Source organism: Mycobacterium sp. ITM-2016-00316 (assembly GCF_002968335.2).
Classification (GTDB): Bacteria; Actinomycetota; Actinomycetes; order Mycobacteriales; family Mycobacteriaceae; genus Mycobacterium.
In genome coordinates this window covers 3,680,568-3,700,980 of record NZ_CP134398.1, presented here as the reverse complement: position 1 = coordinate 3,700,980, position 20,413 = coordinate 3,680,568, and the positions used below count along the sequence as shown (strand labels likewise).

At 68.9% G+C, this 20,413-nt stretch carries 20 protein-coding genes and 1 other RNA gene; 13 read left to right on the top strand and 8 right to left on the bottom strand.

The genetic code is table 11. The features are described from left to right. The first annotated feature begins 18 nt into the window (after window positions 1-18). Window positions 19-981: a cobalamin biosynthesis protein gene (locus C6A86_RS17820; RefSeq protein ID WP_105364335.1), complete on the top strand. Its 963-nt coding sequence runs from the start codon at window positions 19-21 to the stop codon at window positions 979-981. Here the strand turns inward: C6A86_RS17820 and C6A86_RS17815 are convergent. From C6A86_RS17815 to C6A86_RS17805, 3 genes are all read right to left on the bottom strand, one after another. Continuing rightward, window positions 935-1,780, bottom strand: a complete 846-nt coding sequence (locus tag C6A86_RS17815; RefSeq protein ID WP_105364336.1) for an SURF1 family protein — start codon at window positions 1,778-1,780, stop codon at window positions 935-937. The two genes, C6A86_RS17820 and C6A86_RS17815, sit on opposite strands and share 47 nt — an antisense overlap. A gap of 25 nt (window positions 1,781-1,805) precedes the next feature. Further along, complete coding sequence (locus C6A86_RS17810) at window positions 1,806-2,234, bottom strand: low molecular weight protein-tyrosine-phosphatase (protein WP_233213082.1); 429 nt, start codon at window positions 2,232-2,234, stop codon at window positions 1,806-1,808. Between the two features lie 106 nt (window positions 2,235-2,340). After that, on the bottom strand, window positions 2,341-3,006 hold the full coding sequence (locus C6A86_RS17805; protein WP_199196266.1) for an HAD-IA family hydrolase: 666 nt from the start codon (window positions 3,004-3,006) through the stop codon (window positions 2,341-2,343). A gap of 16 nt (window positions 3,007-3,022) precedes the next feature. On the opposite strand from C6A86_RS17805, the gene cobC reads away from it, so the two are divergent. Genes cobC through C6A86_RS17785 form a run of 4 tightly spaced genes read left to right on the top strand, consistent with a single transcriptional unit; the run spans window position 3,023 to window position 6,991 of the window. Continuing rightward, window positions 3,023-4,072, top strand: a complete 1,050-nt coding sequence (gene cobC, locus C6A86_RS17800; RefSeq protein ID WP_105364339.1) for an Rv2231c family pyridoxal phosphate-dependent protein CobC — start codon at window positions 3,023-3,025, stop codon at window positions 4,070-4,072. Further along, window positions 4,069-5,199: a YqfO family protein gene (locus C6A86_RS17795; protein ID WP_105364340.1), complete on the top strand. Its 1,131-nt coding sequence runs from the start codon at window positions 4,069-4,071 to the stop codon at window positions 5,197-5,199. Before cobC ends, C6A86_RS17795 begins: the two co-directional genes overlap by 4 nt. Then, window positions 5,196-5,924, top strand: a complete 729-nt coding sequence (locus C6A86_RS17790; protein WP_105364341.1) for a zinc ribbon domain-containing protein — start codon at window positions 5,196-5,198, stop codon at window positions 5,922-5,924. The genes C6A86_RS17795 and C6A86_RS17790 overlap by 4 nt, the downstream gene beginning before the upstream one ends. Continuing rightward, window positions 5,921-6,991, top strand: coding sequence for a bifunctional RNase H/acid phosphatase (locus C6A86_RS17785; protein ID WP_105364342.1), 1,071 nt, complete (start codon window positions 5,921-5,923; stop codon window positions 6,989-6,991). The genes C6A86_RS17790 and C6A86_RS17785 overlap by 4 nt, the downstream gene beginning before the upstream one ends. Window position 6,992: 1 nt before the next feature. Here C6A86_RS17785 and C6A86_RS17780 read toward each other — a convergent pair whose 3' ends face one another. Beyond that, a complete protein-coding gene (locus tag C6A86_RS17780; protein ID WP_105364343.1) occupies window positions 6,993-7,562 on the bottom strand; it encodes a helix-turn-helix domain-containing protein in 570 nt (189 codons plus the stop codon). A gap of 47 nt (window positions 7,563-7,609) precedes the next feature. On the opposite strand from C6A86_RS17780, the gene C6A86_RS17775 reads away from it, so the two are divergent. The 3 genes from C6A86_RS17775 to C6A86_RS17765 all read left to right on the top strand — a co-directional run bounded on the left by C6A86_RS17775 (window position 7,610) and on the right by C6A86_RS17765 (window position 11,138). Continuing rightward, a complete protein-coding gene (locus C6A86_RS17775; protein ID WP_311100812.1) occupies window positions 7,610-8,605 on the top strand; it encodes an NAD(P)/FAD-dependent oxidoreductase in 996 nt (331 codons plus the stop codon). Continuing rightward, a complete protein-coding gene (locus C6A86_RS17770) occupies window positions 8,515-9,138 on the top strand; it encodes a class I SAM-dependent methyltransferase (RefSeq protein WP_396835350.1) in 624 nt (207 codons plus the stop codon). The genes C6A86_RS17775 and C6A86_RS17770 overlap by 91 nt, the downstream gene beginning before the upstream one ends. 290 nt (window positions 9,139-9,428) lie before the next feature. Continuing rightward, on the top strand, window positions 9,429-11,138 hold the full coding sequence (locus C6A86_RS17765; protein WP_311100811.1) for a DUF222 domain-containing protein: 1,710 nt from the start codon (window positions 9,429-9,431) through the stop codon (window positions 11,136-11,138). 2 nt (window positions 11,139-11,140) lie between these two features. Here C6A86_RS17765 and C6A86_RS17760 read toward each other — a convergent pair whose 3' ends face one another. Both C6A86_RS17760 and C6A86_RS17755 read right to left on the bottom strand, forming a co-directional pair. Next, window positions 11,141-11,575 carry a VOC family protein gene (locus C6A86_RS17760; protein ID WP_105364601.1) on the bottom strand — a complete coding sequence of 145 codons (435 nt, stop codon included), beginning with the start codon at window positions 11,573-11,575 and terminating at the stop codon, window positions 11,141-11,143. Window positions 11,576-11,585: 10 nt separating this feature from the next. After that, window positions 11,586-12,038, bottom strand: a complete 453-nt coding sequence (locus C6A86_RS17755; RefSeq protein ID WP_105364600.1) for a helix-turn-helix transcriptional regulator — start codon at window positions 12,036-12,038, stop codon at window positions 11,586-11,588. A gap of 29 nt (window positions 12,039-12,067) precedes the next feature. Here C6A86_RS17755 and rnpB point away from each other — a divergent pair. Then, window positions 12,068-12,477, top strand: an RNA gene (rnpB, locus tag C6A86_RS17750) — RNase P RNA component class A. A 2-nt stretch (window positions 12,478-12,479) separates the two neighbouring features. On the opposite strand, the gene C6A86_RS17745 is transcribed toward rnpB, so the two are convergent. Then, window positions 12,480-13,940: a CYTH and CHAD domain-containing protein gene (locus C6A86_RS17745; RefSeq protein ID WP_105364599.1), complete on the bottom strand. Its 1,461-nt coding sequence runs from the start codon at window positions 13,938-13,940 to the stop codon at window positions 12,480-12,482. Between the two features lie 142 nt (window positions 13,941-14,082). Here C6A86_RS17745 and C6A86_RS17740 point away from each other — a divergent pair, with 142 nt between their 5' ends. Beyond that, complete coding sequence (locus C6A86_RS17740; RefSeq protein ID WP_105364598.1) at window positions 14,083-14,862, top strand: enoyl-CoA hydratase/isomerase family protein; 780 nt, start codon at window positions 14,083-14,085, stop codon at window positions 14,860-14,862. Between the two features lie 37 nt (window positions 14,863-14,899). On the opposite strand, the gene panB is transcribed toward C6A86_RS17740, so the two are convergent. Continuing rightward, window positions 14,900-15,730 (bottom strand): 3-methyl-2-oxobutanoate hydroxymethyltransferase, encoded by an 831-nt coding sequence (gene panB, locus C6A86_RS17735; RefSeq protein ID WP_105364603.1) that lies wholly within the window; start codon window positions 15,728-15,730, stop codon window positions 14,900-14,902. Between the two features lie 160 nt (window positions 15,731-15,890). Here panB and C6A86_RS17730 point away from each other — a divergent pair, with 160 nt between their 5' ends. The 3 genes from C6A86_RS17730 (at window position 15,891) to C6A86_RS17720 (ending at window position 20,410) form a co-directional block, all read left to right on the top strand. Further along, window positions 15,891-17,282, top strand: a complete 1,392-nt coding sequence (locus C6A86_RS17730) for a wax ester/triacylglycerol synthase family O-acyltransferase (protein ID WP_105364597.1) — start codon at window positions 15,891-15,893, stop codon at window positions 17,280-17,282. A 42-nt stretch (window positions 17,283-17,324) separates the two neighbouring features. After that, window positions 17,325-18,836 carry an alpha/beta hydrolase gene (locus C6A86_RS17725; RefSeq protein WP_199196294.1) on the top strand — a complete coding sequence of 504 codons (1,512 nt, stop codon included), beginning with the start codon at window positions 17,325-17,327 and terminating at the stop codon, window positions 18,834-18,836. Window positions 18,837-18,913: 77 nt separating this feature from the next. Then, on the top strand, window positions 18,914-20,410 hold the full coding sequence (locus C6A86_RS17720) for an alpha/beta hydrolase (RefSeq protein ID WP_105364595.1): 1,497 nt from the start codon (window positions 18,914-18,916) through the stop codon (window positions 20,408-20,410). Window positions 20,411-20,413 lie beyond the last annotated feature (3 nt).

Genomic DNA, 20,413 nt, shown 5'->3' with positions numbered 1-20,413 from the left:
TTGTGAGACGCTGCCGACGTGTTTGCGCCCAATGGCTGTGCCCGCGCGATCGGCCTGGCGGCCGGTTACCTGGCCGACGTGTTCCTGGCCGACCCGCAACGCGGCCATCCCGTCGCCGCATTCGGGTCCGCCGCTGCGGCGCTGGAGCGCCGCACCTACGCCGACAACCGGGCCGCCGGCGCCGCCCACACCGCCGCGCTGCTCGGCGCCCTGGGGGTGCTCGGGGTGGCCGTCGAGCGCACCGCGCGCCGGCGCGGCCCGGTGTGGGTGGCCGCGGCCACGGCGGTGAGCACCTACGTGGTGCTCGGTGGAACATCGTTGGCCCGTACCGGTGCCCGGCTGGCGGACGCCCTGGAGCGCGACGATATCGACGGGGCCCGCTCGCTGCTGCCGTCGCTGTGTGGTCGTGACCCGGCGGCCCTGGACGCCGACGGTCTGGCCCGTGCCGCCCTGGAATCGGTCGCCGAGAACACCTCCGACGCGCAGGTCGCGCCGATCCTGTGGGGAGCGGTCGCGGGCGTGCCCGGTCTGTTGGTCTACCGAGGCGCCAACACCCTGGACGCGATGATCGGCCACAAGTCGCCCAGATATCTGCAGTTCGGTTGGGCGGCAGCTCGATTCGATGATGTGGTGAACTATGTGGGAGCGCGTGCGACCGGGCTGGTCGTGGTGGCGGTCAGCGGCGCGCCGGGCGCCGCCTGGCGAGCCTGGCAACGCGACGCCGGCAAACATCCCAGCCCCAACGCCGGTGTCGCCGAGGCGTCCTTCGCCGGGGCGCTGGGGGTGCAGCTCGGTGGCCCCACCCAGTATTCGCACCGCCTCGAGATGCGTCCCACCCTGGGTGAAGGCCCGGCCCCCGACGCGGCCGACCTGCGTGGTGGGGTGCGGCTGTCGCGGGCGGTGCAGGCCGGGGCGACCGTGCTGGCGGTGGCCGTCAGTGCCGCTTGCCGTACCGGTCGGCGAGCTTCTGTTCGGTGCTGACCGGCTTCGGGGCCGCAGCCTGGTCGGGCTCGGAATCGGTCTGCGGGTTAGCCAGAGCCTTCTCCCGGCGCCGGACCTTCACCTCGGCGAGGATGAAATACCCCACACCGATCGGGGCGATGATGCCGAACGCGATCCACTGAATTCCGTAGGACAGGAACGGGCCGGCATCCAGCACGGGCAGCGGAATCACGCCGAGCCCGCCGGGCTGGTCCTCGACCAGTTGCAGATACGAGCCCGTCAGCGGGACACCGGTCAGCCCCGAAATCTGCTCCGGGTTGATGGTGTAGACCTGCTGCGTCCCCTCGGCGATGAGCGGGTCCTTGCCGGGATACACCCCCTCGGCGTCGCGCAGCCGCCCGGTGATGGTGACCGGCTCCACCGGCGCGGGCGCGATGGTCGGCACCGCGGTGCCCTGCTCGGGTTTGACGTAGCCGCGGTTGACCAGCACGGTCGGTCCGCCGTCGACGACGAACGGGACCAGCACCTCGTAGGCCGGCGCACCGTCCACCGACCGCAGACGGGCCAGCACCTGCGCCTCGGGCAGGTAGCGGCCCGAGGCTGTGACCCGCTGCCACTGATGCTCGCGTGCCGACGAATCCTGCTGCGGCAGATAGTTTGTCAGCGGCACCGGATCCGTGTTCAGCGAGTTGGCGATCTGGGCGTTCTCGCGTGAGGTCGTGGTGTTCTTGCCGAGCTGCCAGGGCGCCAGCACGGTGAAGCACAACCAGGCGAAGGCCGCCACGACGACATACAGCGCCAGCCATTGCGGCCGGAACAGAAATCCGAAACGCTTCATGGCTGTTTCCCGTTCGCGCACGTGCTCATCGGTGCCGTCCCAATTGCTGGTCGATCCAGCCGTGCAGGCCGGGCAGCGCGGCCTCGATGACGGTGAAGACGGCCTCGAAATCCTCCGGACCACCGTAATAGGGATCCTCGACGTCCAAGCTGAACGCGCCCGAGCGCGGGTCGAAGGAACGCATCATCCGCAACCTCTCCGGCGGGACACCCATGTCGGCGAGCATGCGGGCGTGGTTGCGCCCCATGGCGACGACCATGTCGGCAGCCAGATGGTCCTCGTCGAGTTGGGCCGCGCGGTGAGTGGTCGGATAGCCGTGCGCCAGCAGAACGGCGTTGGTGCGGTGATCGGCGCCGTCACCGGCATGCCAGCCGCCGGTCCCGGCGCTGGTCACCCGCACCTGTTCGGCCAGACCGCGGCCCGCGATCTGGTGGGCCAGCATCTTCTCGGCCATCGGGGACCGGCAGATGTTGCCCGAGCAGACGAACGTCACATGCACCGACTGTTCCCCGGGTCGCTGCGCTCTCCCCCGCAAGCGGGAGGTGCCCCCAGCCGGCCGACTAGACACCGAGCACCCTCCGCAGTTCGGCCATCGTGGCCACCCGGTGCAGCGGTGCGGGGGCGTCGGGCCCGTCGAAATCGGTGCCGCCGTATCCCCAGTCGACCACCACGGTGTCGATACCGTGGAAGGAGGCGCCCTCGACATCATGGCTACGGTCACCCACCATCAGCACCCGCTGCGGCCGCGGGCCCAGCTGCGCCAGCGCGTACGCGATCACCTCGGCCTTGGCGGCCCGGCTGCCGTCCGGGCTGGCGCCGGCGATGACCTCGAAATACCCGTCCATCCCGAAGTGGGCCAGGATGCGCTGCGCGGTGGGCTGTGCCTTCGACGTCGCCACCGCGAGCCGCATGCCCGCGCGCTTCAGGTCCTCCAACAGCTCGGGGATGCCATCGAACGGCCGGTTCATCGACCAGCCACGACTGGTGTAGTCGGCGCGATAGGCGGTCATGGCCTCGTCGGCGCGGTCACCGAGGCCCATGGACGTCAGCGTGTGATGCATGGGCGGGCCGACGATCCGGCCGGCGAGATCGCCGTCGGGGACGGAGGCGCCGATGCTCTCCAGCGCATGCCGGAAGCTGGCGACGATGCCGTCCGCTGAGTCCGTCAGGGTGCCGTCGAGGTCGAACAGCACCAACTGGGGAGCTCGGGTCACGGTTTCAGTCACCCCACCATTGTCGCCGATGTTCCGGTGCCGCTGGTCGGCGCACTACTGTCGTGCTGTGGTTCATGAGGTTCGGCAGGCGGCGCGCTATCACGGCGACCAGGCCGTCACGTCCGGGATGCTGGACTTCGCCGTCAACGTCCGCGCTGCCGGACCGCCGTCCTGGCTGGTCGAACGCCTCGGCGGGCGGCTCAGCGACCTGGGGCACTACCCGAGCGCGGCCGACGTTGCCCGAGCCACCGAGGCGGTGGCCGCGCGGCACGGACGCGAGGTCGGCGAGGTGGCGCTGCTGGCCGGCGGCGCCGAGGGATTTGCGCTGCTCCCGAACCTGGACCCGCGGCTGGCCGCACTGATCGCGCCGTCGTTCACCGAACCGGAGGCGGTGCTGAGCGCCGCCGGGGTGCCGATCCAGCACGTGGTCCTCGACCCGCCGTTCGGGCTGGCCGGCGCGGCGGTACCCGCTCGGGCCGACCTGGTCGTGGTCGGCAACCCCACCAACCCGACCTCGGTGCTGCACCCGGTGCGTGACATCCTCGCGCTGCGCGCGCCCGGCCGGATCGTCGTCGTCGATGAGGCCTTCGCCGATGCGGTACCCGGCGAGCCCGAATCGCTGGCCGGGATGTCGCTGCCCGATGTGGTGGTGCTGCGCAGCCTGACCAAGACCTGGTCGCTGGCCGGCCTGCGGGTCGGCTACGCACTCGGGGCGCCGGAGGTGCTGGCCCGGCTGACCGCCCGGCGCGCACACTGGCCGCTGGGCACTCTGCAACTGGAAGCCGTCGCGGCCTGCTGTTCCCCGGAAGCGGTGGCCGAGGCGGATGCCGGCGCGCGCAGGCTCGCCGCCCTGCGTACGGAGATGGTCGCCGGGATGCGCGACGTCGGGGTCGACGTGGTGGACGGCTGCGCACCGTTCGTGCTGCTGCGCGTCGACGATGCCGAGCTGACCCGAAAGCAACTGGAAACCAGGGGGATTGCGGTGCGCCGTTGCGACACCTTCGTCGGTCTGGACGGCGAGTATCTGCGGGCGGCGGTGCGTCCCGAATGGCCGCTGCTGCTGGAGGCCCTGAGATGAGTGTCTCGCTCGCCGAGGTGATGGACGTCCTGGACGCGGCGTATCCGCCTGCGCTGGCTCATGACTGGGACTCGGTCGGGCTGGTGGCCGGTGACCCGGCAGAGCCGGTCACCTCGGTGACGGTGGCGGTGGACGCCACCGACGCCGTGGTCGCCGAGGTGCCCGAGGGCGGACTGTTGCTGGCGCACCATCCGCTCTTGCTGCGCGGTGTGGACACGGTGGCCGCCTCGACCGCCAAGGGCGCCCTGATCCACCGGATGATCCGTTCCGGGCAGGCGCTTTTCACCGCACACACCAACGCGGATTCGGCCTCGCCGGGTGTCTCCGATGCGCTAGCCGAGACGCTGGGCCTGGTGGTCGAGGACGTGCTGTCGCGCGGGCCTTCCGGACCCGAACTGGACAAGTGGGTGGTGTTCGTTCCGGTCGAACAGGCTGCGCAGGTGCGGGATTCGATGTTCGCCGCGGGTGCCGGGCAGATCGGTGACTACTCCTGCTGCAGCTGGAGTGTCACCGGCACCGGCCAGTTCCTGCCGCACGCGGGTGCCACGCCGGCCATTGGTGAGGTGGGCACCGTCGAGCAGGTCACCGAGGACCGCGTCGAGGTGATCGCGCCGGCGCGGCTGCGCGCACGGGTGCTCACCGCGCTGCGCGCCGCGCATCCCTACGAGGAACCCGCCTTCGACGTCTTCGCGCTGGCACCGCTGCCCGCCGATGTCGGGATCGGCCGGATCTGCACACTGCCCCAGCCGGAACCGTTGTCGGCGTTCGTGTCCCGGGTGCGCGCCGCGCTGCCCGCGACCACCTGGGGTGTGCGGGCCGCCGGCGTCGCCGACGCCGTGGTGTCCCGGGTCGCCGTCTGCGGCGGCGCGGGCGACTCGCTGCTCGGCGCGGTCGACGGCGCCGGGGTACAGGCTTATGTGACCGCAGATCTGCGGCACCACCCGGCCGATGAGCACGGCCGGATCTCTGATGTGGCACTGGTCGACGTCGCGCATTGGGCAAGTGAGTTCCCCTGGTGTCACCAGGCGGCAACGCTGCTGCGCGGCAGTTTCGGCGAGGCATTACCGGTGCGCGTGAGTACCGTGCGCACCGATCCGTGGAATATCGATGGAGGTTCCCAATCATGAAAGCCGAAGTGAGTCAGCAACGTTCGCTACTGGACCTGGCCGAGGTCGATGCCGAATTGCGTCGCGTCGACCATCGTGCCGCCAATCTGGCCGAGCAACAGGAATTCGAACGGGTGCAGGCGCTGTACCAGGAGGCCAACGACCAGCTTGCGGTGGTCGGGATCGCCCTGGAGGACCTCGACGGCGAGATCACCAAGTTGGAGAGCGAGATCGATTCGGTGCGCCAGCGCGAGGACCGTGACCGCACACTGCTGCAGGGCGGCACAGTGAACGCCAAGCAGCTCAGCGAACTCCAGCACGAGCTGGAGACATTGGAGCGCCGCCAGTCCTCCCTGGAGGATTCGCTGCTGGAGGTGATGGAACGCCGCGAGGAGCTGCAGCGGCAGCAGTCCGAGCACCTGGCCCGCATCGACGCCCTGCAGAACGAGTTGTCGGCGGCACAGCTCGCGCGCGACGCGGCACTGGTGGACATCGAGAACGTCCGCCAGGTGTCCGCCGGGCGGCGCACGGAGTTGACGTCGCTGCTGAATGCAGACCTGGTCGCCCTCTACGAGAAGCAGCGCGCCGGTGGCGGTGCCGGAGCCGGCCTGTTGCAGGGAAAGCGTTGCGGGGCATGCCGTATCGAGATCGACCGGGGCGAGATGGCCAGGATCCTGGCCGCCGATGACGACGAGGTGCTGCGGTGCCCGGAATGTGGAGCGATCCTGTTGCGGGTCAAACAGTGAAGGTGGTCGTCGAAGCCGACGGCGGATCGCGGGGGAATCCGGGTCCGGCAGGCTACGGCGCGGTGGTGTTCAGCGAGGACCGCTCGGCGGTGCTCGCCGAGCGTCAGGAGTCCATCGGGCGGGCCACCAACAACGTCGCCGAGTATCGCGGATTGATCGCCGGACTGACCGCGGCGGCCGAACTGGGTGCCACCGAGGTGGTGGTGTTCATGGACTCCAAGCTGGTGGTGGAACAGATGTCGGGGCGCTGGCGGGTCAAGCATCCCGACCTGCTGGAGCTCAATCGGGAAGCCGCGCAACTGGCCCGGCAATTCGGACAGATCGAGTACGGCTGGATACCGCGGGCGGAGAACTCGCATGCCGACCGGTTGGCCAACGCGGCGATGGATGCTGCGGCGGCTCCCGTGTCGGCGCCGACCCCAGCCCCGGCCTCGCCGGGCTGGAGCGGCGCTCGTGGCGAACCGACCCGGCTGATGTTGTTGCGCCACGGGCAGACCGAGCTCTCGGTGGACCGCCGGTACTCCGGGCGGGGCAACCCGTCGCTCACCGAACTCGGACGCAACCAGGCCGCGGCGGCGGCTCGCTACCTGGGGGAGAAGGGCGGTATCGACGCGGTCGTCTGCTCGCCCTTGGGGCGCGCCCGGGAGACAGCCGGTGCTGCCGCGAAGGAACTCGGCCTCGACGTGGTCATCGACGACGATCTCATCGAGACCGATTTCGGTGGGTGGGAGGGCTTGACGTTCTCTGAGGCGGCCCAACGGGATCCGGACCTGCACGGCAGGTGGCTGCGTGATACCAGTGTGACCCCGCCGGGTGGTGAGAGCTTCGATGCGGTGGCGGAGCGGGTGCGCAGGGCCCGCAACCGGATCGTCGAGGAGTACGCGGGGTCGACGGTGCTGGTGGTATCGCATGTCACGCCGATCAAGACCATGTTGCGACTGGCGCTCGATGGTAGCGCCGGGATTCTGTACCGGCTGCACCTCGATCTCGCATCGCTGAGCATCGCCGAGTTCTATCCCGACGGGCTCGCCTCGGTGCGGTTGGTGAACCAAACCTCCTACCTTTGATTCAGCTGGAATGCAGGTGCAGCCGTTCACCGTGGACATCGAAGATCATGATGGCCTCGACCGGCCCGTCGACGGTGCCGAACCAATGCGGCGTCCACGTTGAAAATTCCACAGCCTCACCGGGTTTGATGATGAAATCGCGTTCTCCCAAGACCAGGCGCAGCTGCCCGGAGAGCACGTACATCCATTCCTGACCCTCATGGACCGGAAGTTCGGTGGGCGGTGTGTTGCGTTTGGTGCTGACCCGCACCTTGAACGTGTGCCGTCCGCCGGTGGGGCCCTGACGGGTCAACGGCCAGTAGGTCACCCCGTTGCGGGTGTGCGAGCTGCCGCGGACACGCGGGTCCTCGGACTCCGGCTCGCGCAGCAGTTCGTCGGTGCTGACCGACAGCGCGAGGGCCAGCCGGGGCAGGTGATCCAGCGCCAGCCGGCGCTTGCCGGATTCCAACCGGCTCAGCGTCGACACGTCGATGCTGGCGCGGGCGGCCACATCCTGCAGCGTCAGGCCTTGTTGGGTGCGCAGATCCCGCAGCCGCTTGCGGACGGTGTCATCGACACTCTTTGCCTCCATGGCAAACGAGCTTGGCATTTTGTCCGGCGATCGGCAAGCTCGATGACATGAACAACCAATGGGACTGCATCATCGTCGGTGGCGGCGCGGCCGGTCTGAGCGCGGCGCTGGTACTCGGCCGCGCGCGGCGGCGCACCTTGATCCTGGACGACGGTGAGCAGAGCAATCTGGCCGCCCACGGTATCGGCGGGCTGCTGGGGCACGACGGCAGGCCGCCCGCCCAGCTGTACGAGGCGGGCCGTGCGGAGCTCACGGAATACCCGAACGTCACCTTTCGGTCGGCGCGGGTCACCGCCGCCAAGGCGGACGGGCCGGACTTCGTCGTCGAACTCGCCGACGGGGGCCACGAACACGCGCGCCGGATCCTGCTGGCGACCGGTATGCAGTACCGGCCGCCGCAGCTCCCCGGTCTGGAGGCGCTGTGGGGTGGTTCGGCTTTCCACTGCCCGTTCTGCCATGGCTGGGAGGTTCGCGACCAGCCGCTGGCCGTGCTCGCCGACGGGGAGCGGGCTGTGCACATGGCGTTGATGCTCAAGGGCTGGACCGACGATGTCGTCGTGCTCAGCAACGGCGCGGGCCTGGAGAATGACCTGCTGGCGGCCGCCGGCATTGCGGTGGACGACCGCCAGGTCAGCGAATTCCATGCCGAGGGTGGTGTATTGACCGAAGTGCGATTCACCGAGGGTGCGCCGCTGCCGCGACGCGGTGTACTGGTGGCGGCGGTGCTGCATCAGCGTTCACACCTGGCCGCCCATCTCGGCGTGGCATTCGCGCCGGCGAGTCCCGTTGCGGCAGATGCCATCGTCGTCGACCAGTTCCAGCGGACCACGGTTCCGGAGTGTTCGCGGCCGGTGACGTCAGCGTGCAGATGCCCCAGGTGGCGGCCGCGGTGGCCAGTGGGTCGCTCGCGGCGGCCGCCGTGGTGCAGAGCCTGCTGGCCGATGACGTCGGCCTGCCCGTCCCGCCGTGGCCGGCACCCGATGTCCAGCAGCACTGGAACGAGCACTACGGGCAGCGCGATCGGGTGTGGAGCGGGCGGGTGAACCTGCGGTTGTCCGAGGTTGCGGAGTCGCTGCCGGCCGGGCGTGCCCTCGACCTGGGATGCGGTGAGGGCGCAGACGCCAGCTGGCTGGCGTCGCGGGGATGGTCGGTGGTGGCCACCGATGTCTCACAAGTGGCCCTGGACCGCGCGGCGGCCGACGCGGGGGAGTTGTTGAGCAAGATCGACTTTCAGCACCACGATCTCGAGGTGAGTTTCCCGGACGGTGAATTCGATCTGGTGTCCGCACAGTTCCTGCACTCGAAGATTCCACTGGACCGGGCGCGGGTGCTGAAGCGGGCGGCGGCTGCGGTCGCGCCCGGGGGACTAATGGTGATCGTCGATCACGGTGAGGCGCCGCCCTGGTCGAACCACCGCCACGTCGAGTTTCCCAGTGCGGAGGAAGTGGTCGGATCGCTCGACCTCGACGACAGCTGGGAACGCGTGCGGGTGGGCCCGGTCGAGCGCGAGGCCACCGGACCCGATGGGCAGCCGGGGCATCTGATCGACAACGTGATGGTGTTACGGCGGAAGTGACGTCACCCCGGACGGTCGGAACGTGTTGTCGGCCGTCCAGGGGTCGTCGAACGGTGGGTTGTTGCGGGCTCTCGGCTCCGGTGTCGAGGTGATTCTGTCGATCCGAGAACGAGTCCCATTGCCTCGCGTGGTGGCGGCGCTGGGTTCGGCCATCAGAGGTTGAGCGTGGATCACGCTGCTGGGCGCCAACGTAACGATGCCCGGCACTTCCTTGCCAGTTCTGATGAAAGTTATCCACAGCCGCGAAGTTCCCGCTTTGCGATGTCGGGGGCGCGAGTAATATAGAACACATGTTCGAAGGTTTGGATCGTGGCTCACTCGCGGAGCTGAGCGATGAGGCGCTCATCAGCGCGGTCACGACGATGACCCAGACCGAGGCGAAGGCCGCCGCGGCGCGGTTGGCGTTGATCGGCGAAGTGGTGGCCCGCCAGTGTGATGACGAGGATGACACTGTTGCTCATCAGGTGATCGATGGCTGGGCGTGGGCGCAGGCTGCGGTCGCTGCGGCCTGCAACCTCAACCCCTATGCCGCGTCCAAGCAGATGCGCATCGCCCAAGCGTTGCGTGACCGGCTGCCCCGCACCGCGGCCCTGTTCGCCACCGGCGCGATCTCGGCGACGGTGATCGATGCGATCACCTGGCGCACGCATCTGGTCGTCGACGAGGACGCGCTGGTGTTGATCGACACCGCGATCTCTGGTGAAGCGGGCGAGTATGGGGCGCATTCGGAGAAACAGTTGATCGGCGCGGTTGATCTGTGGGTGGAGAAGTTCGACCCCGAAGCCGTCGTGCGCTCCCGGCGGGCGGCCAAAGACCTTTACGTGGAGTTCGACGACAAGGACGACCCCAACGGGGTGGCCTCGTTCTGGGGACGGCTGCGTATCACCGACAAAAAGATCCTGGAACAACGGCTCGACGCCCTGGCCGACACCGTCTGCCCCAATGATCCGCGCCGTCGCGGGGAACTGCGCGCCGCCGCGCTGGCCGCGTTGGGTGTGGTGGGCCCCGCCCTGGAACGACTGACCTGCGAGTGCGGGGATACCGGCTGTGCGGGCAGCGGGAAGGATCCGCGCGCGGGCGCGATCACCATCTACGCGCTCACCGACCAGGCGCCCGCCGCCAGTGAAGACACCCCGCCGCAGAGCACGCCCGGCGGTGCGGGCGCCCCGGACTCCGAGCCCGCCGCGACCGAGGCTGCGCCAGAGAAAGAGGAGCAGACACCGGCCGCGGAATCCGAACCCGCTGCGCCCGAGCACGAGCCGCAGACACCGGCCGCGAAGTCCGAACCCGCTGGACCATCCGAGCCTGCCGCGCCGGCTGCCAGCACCAAGCCCCCTGCGCCCGCCGCACCCGCGGCCAGCACCGAGCCTGCAGCACCCGCGGCCCGCAGCCCCAGCCCCGGGGTGATGCTCGATGGCGCCATCATCCCGGCCGCCATGCTCGCCGAACTCATCGCCGCCGGCGCCACCATCAAACCCCTCGCCGAGATCGCCGATCTACCCGCCGAACGCCAATACCGGCCGTCGGCCGCGCTGACCGCGTTCGTCCGGATGCGCTCGATGACCTGCAGCTTCCCCGGTTGCAACCGGGCGGCACACCGCTGCGACTTGGATCATCTGATCCCGTGGCCGGCCGGGGCGACGCATCCGGGCAACCTCGGGCCGCTGTGCCGTCTGCACCATTTGGTCAAGACTTTCGGTGGTTGGGAACCGGCAGCGAAACCCGACGGCAGCATCCAATGGACAGCACCCACCGGGCACAGCTACCAGAAAGCCCCCGGCGCGGCAATCCTGTTCCCGCACTGGAACATTGACACGCCCATCCCGCGAAAACGGGCGATCAGTCTCATCGACGACACCGACCGCGACACCAAGATGCCGCTCCGGCAACGCACCCGCGCCCAGGACCGGGCGCAGCGCATCAAAGCCGAACGCCAACGGAACCAACTGGAGCGCGCCCTCGAACTCGCCGACAACGACAGCGACCCACCACCGTTCTGAGGTCAGTTGAAGGCGCTGACGTCAGCCAGTTGGGTGAGCCGGACGCTGTTGCCCGACGGGTCACGGAACCCGCAATCGATGCCGTACGGCATCTGATGCGGCTCCTCGGTGAATTCCACTCCGCGGGAACGGAGTTCCTCGAATGAAGCCTGGCAGTCATCGGTGGTGAGAAATACCGTCCCGGCAAAGCCCTTCGCGGTGAGGTTGCGGACCTCCTGCTGGGTGACCGCATCCATGACCGGCGGACCGGGCACCGCCATCAGCACGATCGAGACATCGTCCTGGCCCCGCGGACCGACCGTCAGCCAGCGGAATGTGTTGTCGAGATCGGGTAGTGAAGCGTCCTGGCGGACTTCGAATCCGACCTTCTCGGTCCAGTAGCGGAGAGCGGCGTCCTGGTCGTGCACCCACAGGTGCGCGCTTGCGATTTTGATCATGCGGATGACGCTACGGCCGCTCGCCGGGTGCCGTCTTCTCCCCGTGTGCTGTCTTGGACCGGCTGGCCGGGGCGCGCCGGGTATCGCGCTTGACGATGCAGTTGGGCACCCGGGCGTACACGCTCGCGGGCGGCAGGCTGGCCCGATAAGCGGCAGGCGGCCTTCCGTACACCCTGGCGAACGCAGTGGTGAACGAACCGACGCTGGTCAAGCCGACCATCGCGCAGACGTCGGCCACGGACCTGTCGGTGTTGCGCAGTAGCGCGGCGGCGCGCTCCAACCGTCGGCTCTGGAGATACGCTCGCGGCGACTCGCCGAACGTCCTGGCGAACATCCGGCTGAAATGCGCCCGGGACAGTCCGGCGGCCGCGGCGAGGTCGTCCACCGTGATCGACTCGGCGTAGCGAGCATCGACGAGATCCTTCGCGCGCAGCAAATATCGGGCTGGGGGCACCTGCGCCATGGCCCTAAGGGTACGGTGATCGGCGCGGACGAGTTGGCCGGGCGACCGCGGAGTTCAGGTTTCCACCTGGGCGTCGAGGAAAGTCCGGACTTCACAGAGCAGGGTGATTGTTAACGGCAATCCGGGGAAACCCGCGGGAAAGTGCCACAGAAAGTAGACCGCCTCCGCTGTCCTCGTGACAGCGAAGGTAAGGGTGAAACGGTGCGGTAAGAGCGCACCAGCATCCCGGGCGACCGGGGTGGCTAGGTAAACCCCACCCGAAGCAAGGCCAAGAAGGCCGCAACCTGGTTGTGGCTGCGCAAGCGTCCGAGGGCTGCTCGCCCGAGCTTGCGGGTAGGCCGCTTGAGGCACCCGGCAACGGTGTGTCCAGATGGATGGTCGCCGCCTCGCCGGACACTCCGGTGAGGAACAGAATCCGGCTTACAGGCCAGCTCGTCCGCCCTACTTCTTGACGGCCTTCTTCAGGGCCTTCAGGGCGCCGTCGATGCCGTCCTCGGCCTGCAACGCCACCTCGGCCTCCTTCTCGTAGAGCAGTCCGTAGGTGAAGGTGTCCTCACCGGCGGCGTGCGCGGCGTCGGCCTCCTCAAGCAGGTGTGTCCGGCTGACCACGCTGTCCTGGTGATCGCCGAGCAGGCTCTGGATGGTCTTGGCGCCATCGGCCACCGCGGAATTCCCGGTCGCCGCGGCGGTGTACCGAAGGCGCTTGGCGCGCTTGCGGATTCGGTGCAGGGACTCGTCGGTGCCGTCCTCTTCGGCCTTCTTGGCAGCCTTGTGGACCTTCTTGTAGGCCGCAGCGACACTCGCCGCAGCGGATTCCTCGCCGGATTTCTCCGCAGTCGCCGACGGCGCGGCCACCAGCTCATCCAGGGCATCGAGCAACCGGAAGTAGCGCTCCGAGCGCATGGCCAGCAGCGATCGCCGCCACCCGCCGGCATAGCGCTGCTTGGCGCCCTCGACCAGTCGCTCGCGTACCGGACCGCGCACCAACTCCGGCGCCAGCCCGTCCAGTGCTTTCTCGTATTTCTCGGCCAGCACCTCGGCATCGCGGGCCACCCCGAGGATGCCGGCCAGCAGTTTCAGTTCATCGAGCACCCAGGCGTCGTCGGCGAGACCGAACGACTCATCGGCGATCAGGCTGCGGATCTTGCGGGTGGTGACCCGCATCTGGTGCACCGAGTCCCAGACATCGGCGCGCACCGCCCGATCCCATGCGATCAGCTCCTCGACGTTCTCTGCGACGGCCCGCCGCACCGGGTCGGAGGCCTCCACCGCCGCCGCCTCCGGTTCGGCGGTGGCGAGCACCCTGGCCAGTTTGGAGCCGTGCCCGGCCGGTACCGCGCCCGCGTCGAGCAGCCGGTTCGACAGCCGGTCCAGAATGTCGGTGGAGCCGGCGCCCTCGGCCAGTTCCAGCTCCCATTCCCGCCAGGCCTGCGGTTCGCTGTCCGGTCGCAGCGCGGCCGCGGTCACCTGGTCATCGCAGAACTCCGCGACCGGGGAGTCGTCGGCGCCGAACAGCAACGACACGGTGCGCTGCGTGGTGATGCGAGCCACGGCGCCCAGCGGCCGGTCCCGCACGATCGCCGCCACCACGTCGCGGATCTCCTCGGGGACCGAGTCGGCCAGCGGTGCGCGCACCTCGGTGCGGGCGTCCGGGCCCGCGGGCAGCTTCACATGCCAGCCGGCGTCGCCCCCTCCGGTACGCCGGCGCAAGGTGATGCGCTTGGCGGCCAGGTCGTAGTTGGGTGTGTCGAAGTACACCGCTTCCAGCGTCTGGGTGGGTGCGTGTTGCACCCTCGACACCACGGCCAGGCCCTCGAAAGACGGCGTGACGGTGGTCTCGACCACGTCGAACTTCCGCTCAACCTCGGTGTGGCGCGACGCTTTTGGCTTCTCAGCAGGCATGTTCACCCTTGTTCGGTACCGCATCTGTCAGACGTTGTGAACAGCGTGCCACATCCAGGTGAACAACCTCCGGGCGTAGCGGGCACCGGAATCCGGGGGCGCGTGTTACACACGATGGCCCCGCCGTAATACGGTGAGCGCCATGACCGCATTCGAGACGCTGAAGTTCACCCGGGCCGGATCCGTCGTCAACATCGTCCTGGACCGGCCCGACGCCGCCAACGGGATGAACGCCGCGATGACGCGCGACCTCGCCGACGCGGCAACCTTGTGCGACACCGCGGAGACGAAGGTGGTCACCCTGACCGGCGCGGGCCGGTTCTTCTGCGCCGGCGGTGACCTCAAGGCGATGGCCGCGGCCGACGACCCGGGCGTCTTCGTCAAGGGCATCGCCAACGATCTGCACCGCGCCATGTCCACCTTCGCCCGGATGGACGCCGTCCTGATCACCGCGGTCAACGGTGTGGCCGCCGGCGCGGGATTCTCCCTCGGCGTCTCGGGTGACCTGGTGCTCGCCGCGGAGTCGGCGTCGTTCACGATGGCGTACACCAAGGCGGGCCTGAGCCCCGACGGCGGCGCCTCCTATGTGCTGCCGCGGCTGGTGGGCCTGCGCCGCACCCAGGAACTGATGATCACCAACCGGGTGCTCAAGGCCGCCCAGGCGCTGGAATGGGGCCTGGTGACCACCGTGGTTCCCGACGCCGACCTGCCCGCCAAGCTCGCGGAGCTCGCGGCCGAGGTCGCCGCGGGCGCAAAGGGTTCCAACTCGGCGGTCAAGCAGCTGCTGCTGAACACCTACGGCGCCGACTACGAAGCGCAGCTCGAACTGGAAGGCCGGTTCATCGCCCGCAACGCCGCCGGCGCCGACGGCAAGGAAGGCATCGCCGCATTCCTGGGCAAGCGCGCCCCGGTATTCCGTTAGATCCGGCGGGCTGGAGCGAAGCGACCCGGGGAGGGGGTCAGTAGGAGTGCTCCTCGGCGGGGAAGACCCCGCTGGCCACCTCATCGGCGTACTGCGTTGCGGCGCGCCGCAACTCGGCGCCGACCTCGGCGAACCGCTTCACGAACTTCGCGGTCTTGCCCGATGTCAGCCCGGCCATGTCCTGCCACACCAGCACCTGGGCATCGCAGTTCGGGCCGGCGCCGATACCGACGGTCGGGATGGTCAGCTTGCCGGTGATCTGGGTGGCCAGCTCGGCGGGCACCATCTCCAGCACGACGGCGACCGCGCCGGCCTCGGCCACCGCGATCGCGTCGTGGATGGTCTGATCGCCGGCGTCGCCGCGACCCTGCACCCGGAATCCACCGAGGCCGTTCACGCTCTGCGGGGTGAAGCCGATGTGCGCGATCACCGGGATGCCGGCCTGGGTCAGCGCCGCGATCTGGGCGGCCACCCGCTCGCCGCCCTCCAGCTTGACCGCGTGCGCGCCGGTCTCCTTCATGAAGCGGGTGGCGGTCTCCAGCGCCTGATCGGCGCTGCGCTCGTAGCTCCCGAACGGCAGATCGGCGACCACCAGGGCATGCTCGGCGCCGCGGACGACGGCCCGGACCAGCGGGATGAGTTCGTCGACGGTGACCTGCACGGTGGTGTCGTAGCCGTACACGACGTTGGCGGCGGAATCGCCGACCAACAGCACCGGGATGCCGGCGTCATCGAAAATTCGGGCGGTGGAGAAGTCGTATGCGGTGAGCATCGACCACTTGTGGCCTTCGGACTTCCACTTCTGCAGGTGGTGGGTGCGGACCTTCACGGGCGCTTTGGTGGCACCATAAACGGACTGCTCAGACATCATTGTCCCTCGATGTGTGGTTGTCGGGTTGATCCTCGTGGCCCATCCGGGTCCCCGGGTCATCTGACGGCTACCAGTGTGCCACCCCTGGGCGTGAAGGTGAACGGCCGGTTAAGTGGATTTCCTCACATCGACACCGCGCGGTCCTACCATCGGCACCATGCAACGTCTGAGCGGGCTCGACGCCAGCTTCCTGTATCTCGAAACCGCGGCCCAGCCTCTGCACGTCTGCTCGATCCTGGAGTTGGACACCTCGACGATGCCCGGCGGCTATACGTTCGACCGGCTGCGTGACGTACTGACCATGCGGATCAAGGCGATGCCGGAATTCCGGGAGAAGCTCGCCGACAGCCGGCTGAATCTGGACCACCCGGTCTGGGTGGAGGACACCGACTTCGACGTACAGCGCCATCTGCACCGCATCGGGCTGCCGTCGCCGGGCGGGCGCACCGAACTGTCCGAGATCTGCGGGCACATCGCGTCGCTGCCGCTGGACCGCAGCCGGCCGCTGTGGGAGATGTGGGTCATCGAGAACGTCGCGGGCACCGACGCACACTCCGGCGGGCGACTGGCGTTGCTGACGAAGGTGCACCACGCGGCGGTCGACGGCGTCACCGGCGCTAACCTGATGTCCACGCTGTGCACCACCGAGCCCGACGCCCCGCCCCCCGACGCCGTCGACGGCGTCGGGGGAGCATCCGAGTTGGAGATCGCGGTGGGCGGCGCGGTCAAGTTCGTCACCCGGCCGCTGAAGCTGGTCAACATGCTGCCCGCGACGGTCTCCACGGTCGTCGACACGGCGCGCCGGGCCACCAAGGGCCTGACCATGGCGGCGCCCTTCGCCGCCCCCAAGACGGCGTTCAACGCCAACGTCACCGGGCACCGCAACATCTCCTTCGCCGAGCTCGATCTGGCCGACATCAAGACGGTGAAGGACCGCTTCGGGGTGAAGGTCAACGATGTCGTGCTGGCCCTGGTCTCGGGAGTGCTGCGGCGTTTCCTGCTCGACCGCGACGAACTGCCGGAATCGTCTCTGGTGGCCATGATCCCGGTCTCGGTGCACGACAAGTCCGATCGGCCCGGCCGCAACCAGGTGTCGGGGATGTTCTCCGCGCTGCACACCAACATCGAAGATCCCGCCGAACGGCTGATGGCCATCGCGTCGGCCAACTCGGTTGCCAAACAACACAGTTCGGCCATCGGCGCGACCCTGCTGCAGGACTGGACTCAGTTCGCCGCACCCGCGGTGTTCGGGGTCGCGATGCGGGTCTATGCCCGCAGCAAGCTCTCGGCGGCCGCGCCGGTGCACAACCTGGTGGTCTCCAACGTGCCGGGCCCGCAGGTGCCGCTGTACCTGCTCGGGTGTGAGGTCAAGGCCATGTACCCGCTGGGCCCGATCTTCCACGGCTCCGGGCTCAACATCACCGTCATGTCGCTGACGGGCAAGCTCGACGTCGGGCTCATCTCATGCCCGGAACTGCTGCCTGACCTGTGGGAGATGGCCGACGACTTCGCCGTCGAACTGGCCGAGTTGGTGGCAGTCAGCGGATAGCCTCACCTGCTCCGATGTCGGCACATGGCAGCATGGTCAGCCATGAACCTCACGCGCGGGGTCCCCGCGGCCGCCATGGTGCTGCTTCTGGTCGCCGGATGCAGCAACGCAGTCGACGGCCGCGCCGTGATTTCGGCTCCCCGGCCGGGGACCCCGGTGCAGTGGGCGCCGTGTGAGGCCGCGTCGGGGGAGTCGCGGCTTCCCTCCGGCGCGGAATGCGGGCTGCTCTCGGTGCCGGTCAACTACGACAACCCCGACGGCGACGTGGCGCAGATCGCGATGATCCGGATCAAGGCGACCGGCGAGAAGATCGGCTCGCTGTTCGTCAACCCCGGCGGTCCCGGCGAATCGGGTGTGGAGGCCGCGGTCAACATCGTCGGCACCATGCCGCAGTCGGTGCGGGCGCGATTCGACCTGGTCGGTTTCGATCCGCGCGGGGTCGGCCTGTCCAAACCCGCGCTGTGGTGCAACTCGGATGAGGACAACGACAAGTTGCGTGCGGATCCGACGGTGGAATACACCGACGAAGGCGTCGAGCACATCGAGACCCAGACCAAGGAGTTCATCGACCGCTGCGTCGAGAAGATGGGCGAGGAGTTCCTCGCCAATGTCGGAACCCAAAGCGTGGCAAAAGATCTCGATGCCATGCGGGAGGCCGTCGGCGACGAGAAGCTGACCTACCTCGGCTACTCCTACGGCACCCGGATCGGCGCCACCTACGCCGAGCTCTTCGGTGACAAGGTGCGCGCGATGATCCTCGACGGGGCGGTGGATCCCAATGCCGACCCGGTGGAGGCCGATATCCGGCAGGCCGAGGCCTTCCAGACCGCCTTCAACGACTACGCCGCGGACTGCGCGCAGGACCCGAATTGCCCGCTGGGCACCGACCCCGCGAAGGCCACCGACGTGTATCACGACCTGGTCTACCCGCTGGTCGACAACCCGGCGCCGACCAACGATCCGCGTGGCCTCGGTTACAGCGATGCGATCGTCGGCACCATCCTGCCGCTGTACTCACCCAACTTGTGGCGCCACCTCACCGACGGCCTGACCGAGCTGCGCGACGGCCGCGGCGACACCATGCTGGCGCTGGCCGACCTGTACATGGGCCGGGATGCCAACGGTCACTACAACAATTCGACCGATGTGCGGGTCGCCGTCAACTGTGTCGACGAGCCACCCATCACCGACCGGGAGACCGTCATCGAACAGGACCGGAGGGCCCGCGAGGTGGCCCCGTTCCTGAGCTACGGCGAGTTCACCGGCAACGCCCCGATGGGCACCTGCTCGTTCTGGCCGGTGCCGCCCACCTCCGAACCCCACGAACTGAACGTGCCCGGGCTGCCCCCGACCTTGGTGGTGTCCACCACGAACGACCCGGCCACCCCGTATCAGGCGGGTGTCGACCTGGCCGAACAGCTCGGCGGCACCCTGCTCACGTTCGAGGGCACCCAGCACACCGTGGTGTTCCAGGGCAACGCCTGCGTGGACGACATCTCGGCGAAGTACGTCATCGACGGAGTCGTTCCGCCCGAGGGCACCCGCTGCAGATAACGGCGCTGTCACCGTCTGGTTCCCGGGTGGTCTCTGCCTGGATCCGCCGGCGAACTCGACCCGGCTCGCGTGCAAACATGAGGGCCATGTGGCTGGCGGGCAGGATTTTCGCGGTGCTGCTGGCCCTGCTCACCACGGCCGGCATGCTCTGCGCACCGGTGCAGGCGGCACCTGTGTCCTGGGGTGGCTGCGCGCAATTCCTCGGCGATGCTCCGGTGATCACCACCGCGCAGTGCACCACCATCGCGGTTCCGGTCGACCGGGCCAATCCCGAGGGCGCCCAGGCACAACTGGCCGTTATCCGAATTCCCGCGGCGGGCAACCGGATCGGGACGCTGATGGTCAACCCCGGCGGCCCGGGTGCGTCGGCGGTGGACACCGTCGCCTCGATGGGCACCGCCCTGGCTGCCTCCCCGATCGGGCAGCAGTTCGACCTGGTGGGCTTCGATCCGCGCGGGGTCGGCTACTCGACCCCGCAGCTGCGCTGCCGCACCGATGCCGAATTCGACTCCTACCGCAGCGATCCGATGGCCGACTACAGCCCGGCCGGGGTGGCCCATATCGAAGGCAGGTACCGGTCGTTCGCGCAATCCTGCCTGGACAACGTGGGGCGGGAGTTCCTGGCCAGTGTCGGCACCGACTCGGCCGCTCAGGACATGGACGCGGTACGCGCGGCCCTCGGTGAGGAACAGCTGAGCTATCTCGGTTTCTCCTACGGCACCGAACTCGGCACGGCCTACGCGCACCGCTACCCGGAGCGGGTCCGGGCCATGGTGCTCGACGGGGCGCTGGATCCCGGCACGGATCCGATCAGCGAGAGCGTATGGCAGCTGACCGGATTCCAGCGGGCCTTCGACGACTACGCCGCGGACTGTGCGCAATCGGCCGACTGCCCGCTGGGCACCGACCCCGCCCAGGCCGTCGCGCGGTACCACCAACTCGTCGACCCGCTGGTGCAGCGGCCCGCGGCGACCCCGGATCCGCGCGGACTCGGCTACGCCGATGCCATCACCGGAACCGCCAACGCGCTCTACAGCCAGCGCTACTGGCCGTACCTGACCAGCGGGCTGCTCGGTCTGCAGCGCGGGACAGATCCCAGCGACCTGCTGCAGCTCGCCGATGACTACTGGCGTCGCGATGCGTCGGGGCGCTACCGCACCCAGCAGGACGCGTTCACCGCGATCCGCTGCGTCGACGCGCCGTACCCGACGGACCCGGCGGCCTGGGTGGATGCCGACCGGCGCACCCGCGCCGCCGCGCCGTTCATGGAGTACGGCACCTTCACCGGCTACGCGCCGCGCGACACCTGCGCGCTGTGGCCGGTGCCGTCCACGTCGGTACCGGCGGCCGCGACCTCGCCCGGCCCGGGGAAGGTGATCGTGGTGTCGACGACGCGCGATCCCGCCACACCGTACGAGGCCGGTGTGGAACTGGCCCGCCAGCTCGACGCGCCGCTGGTGACCTTCGAGGGCACCCAGCACACCGTGGTGTTCAACGGTGACGAGTGCGTGGACACCACGGTGCTGGCGTTCCTGCAGGACCTGGTTCAGCCGCCGCCCGGGCTGCGCTGCTGAGAA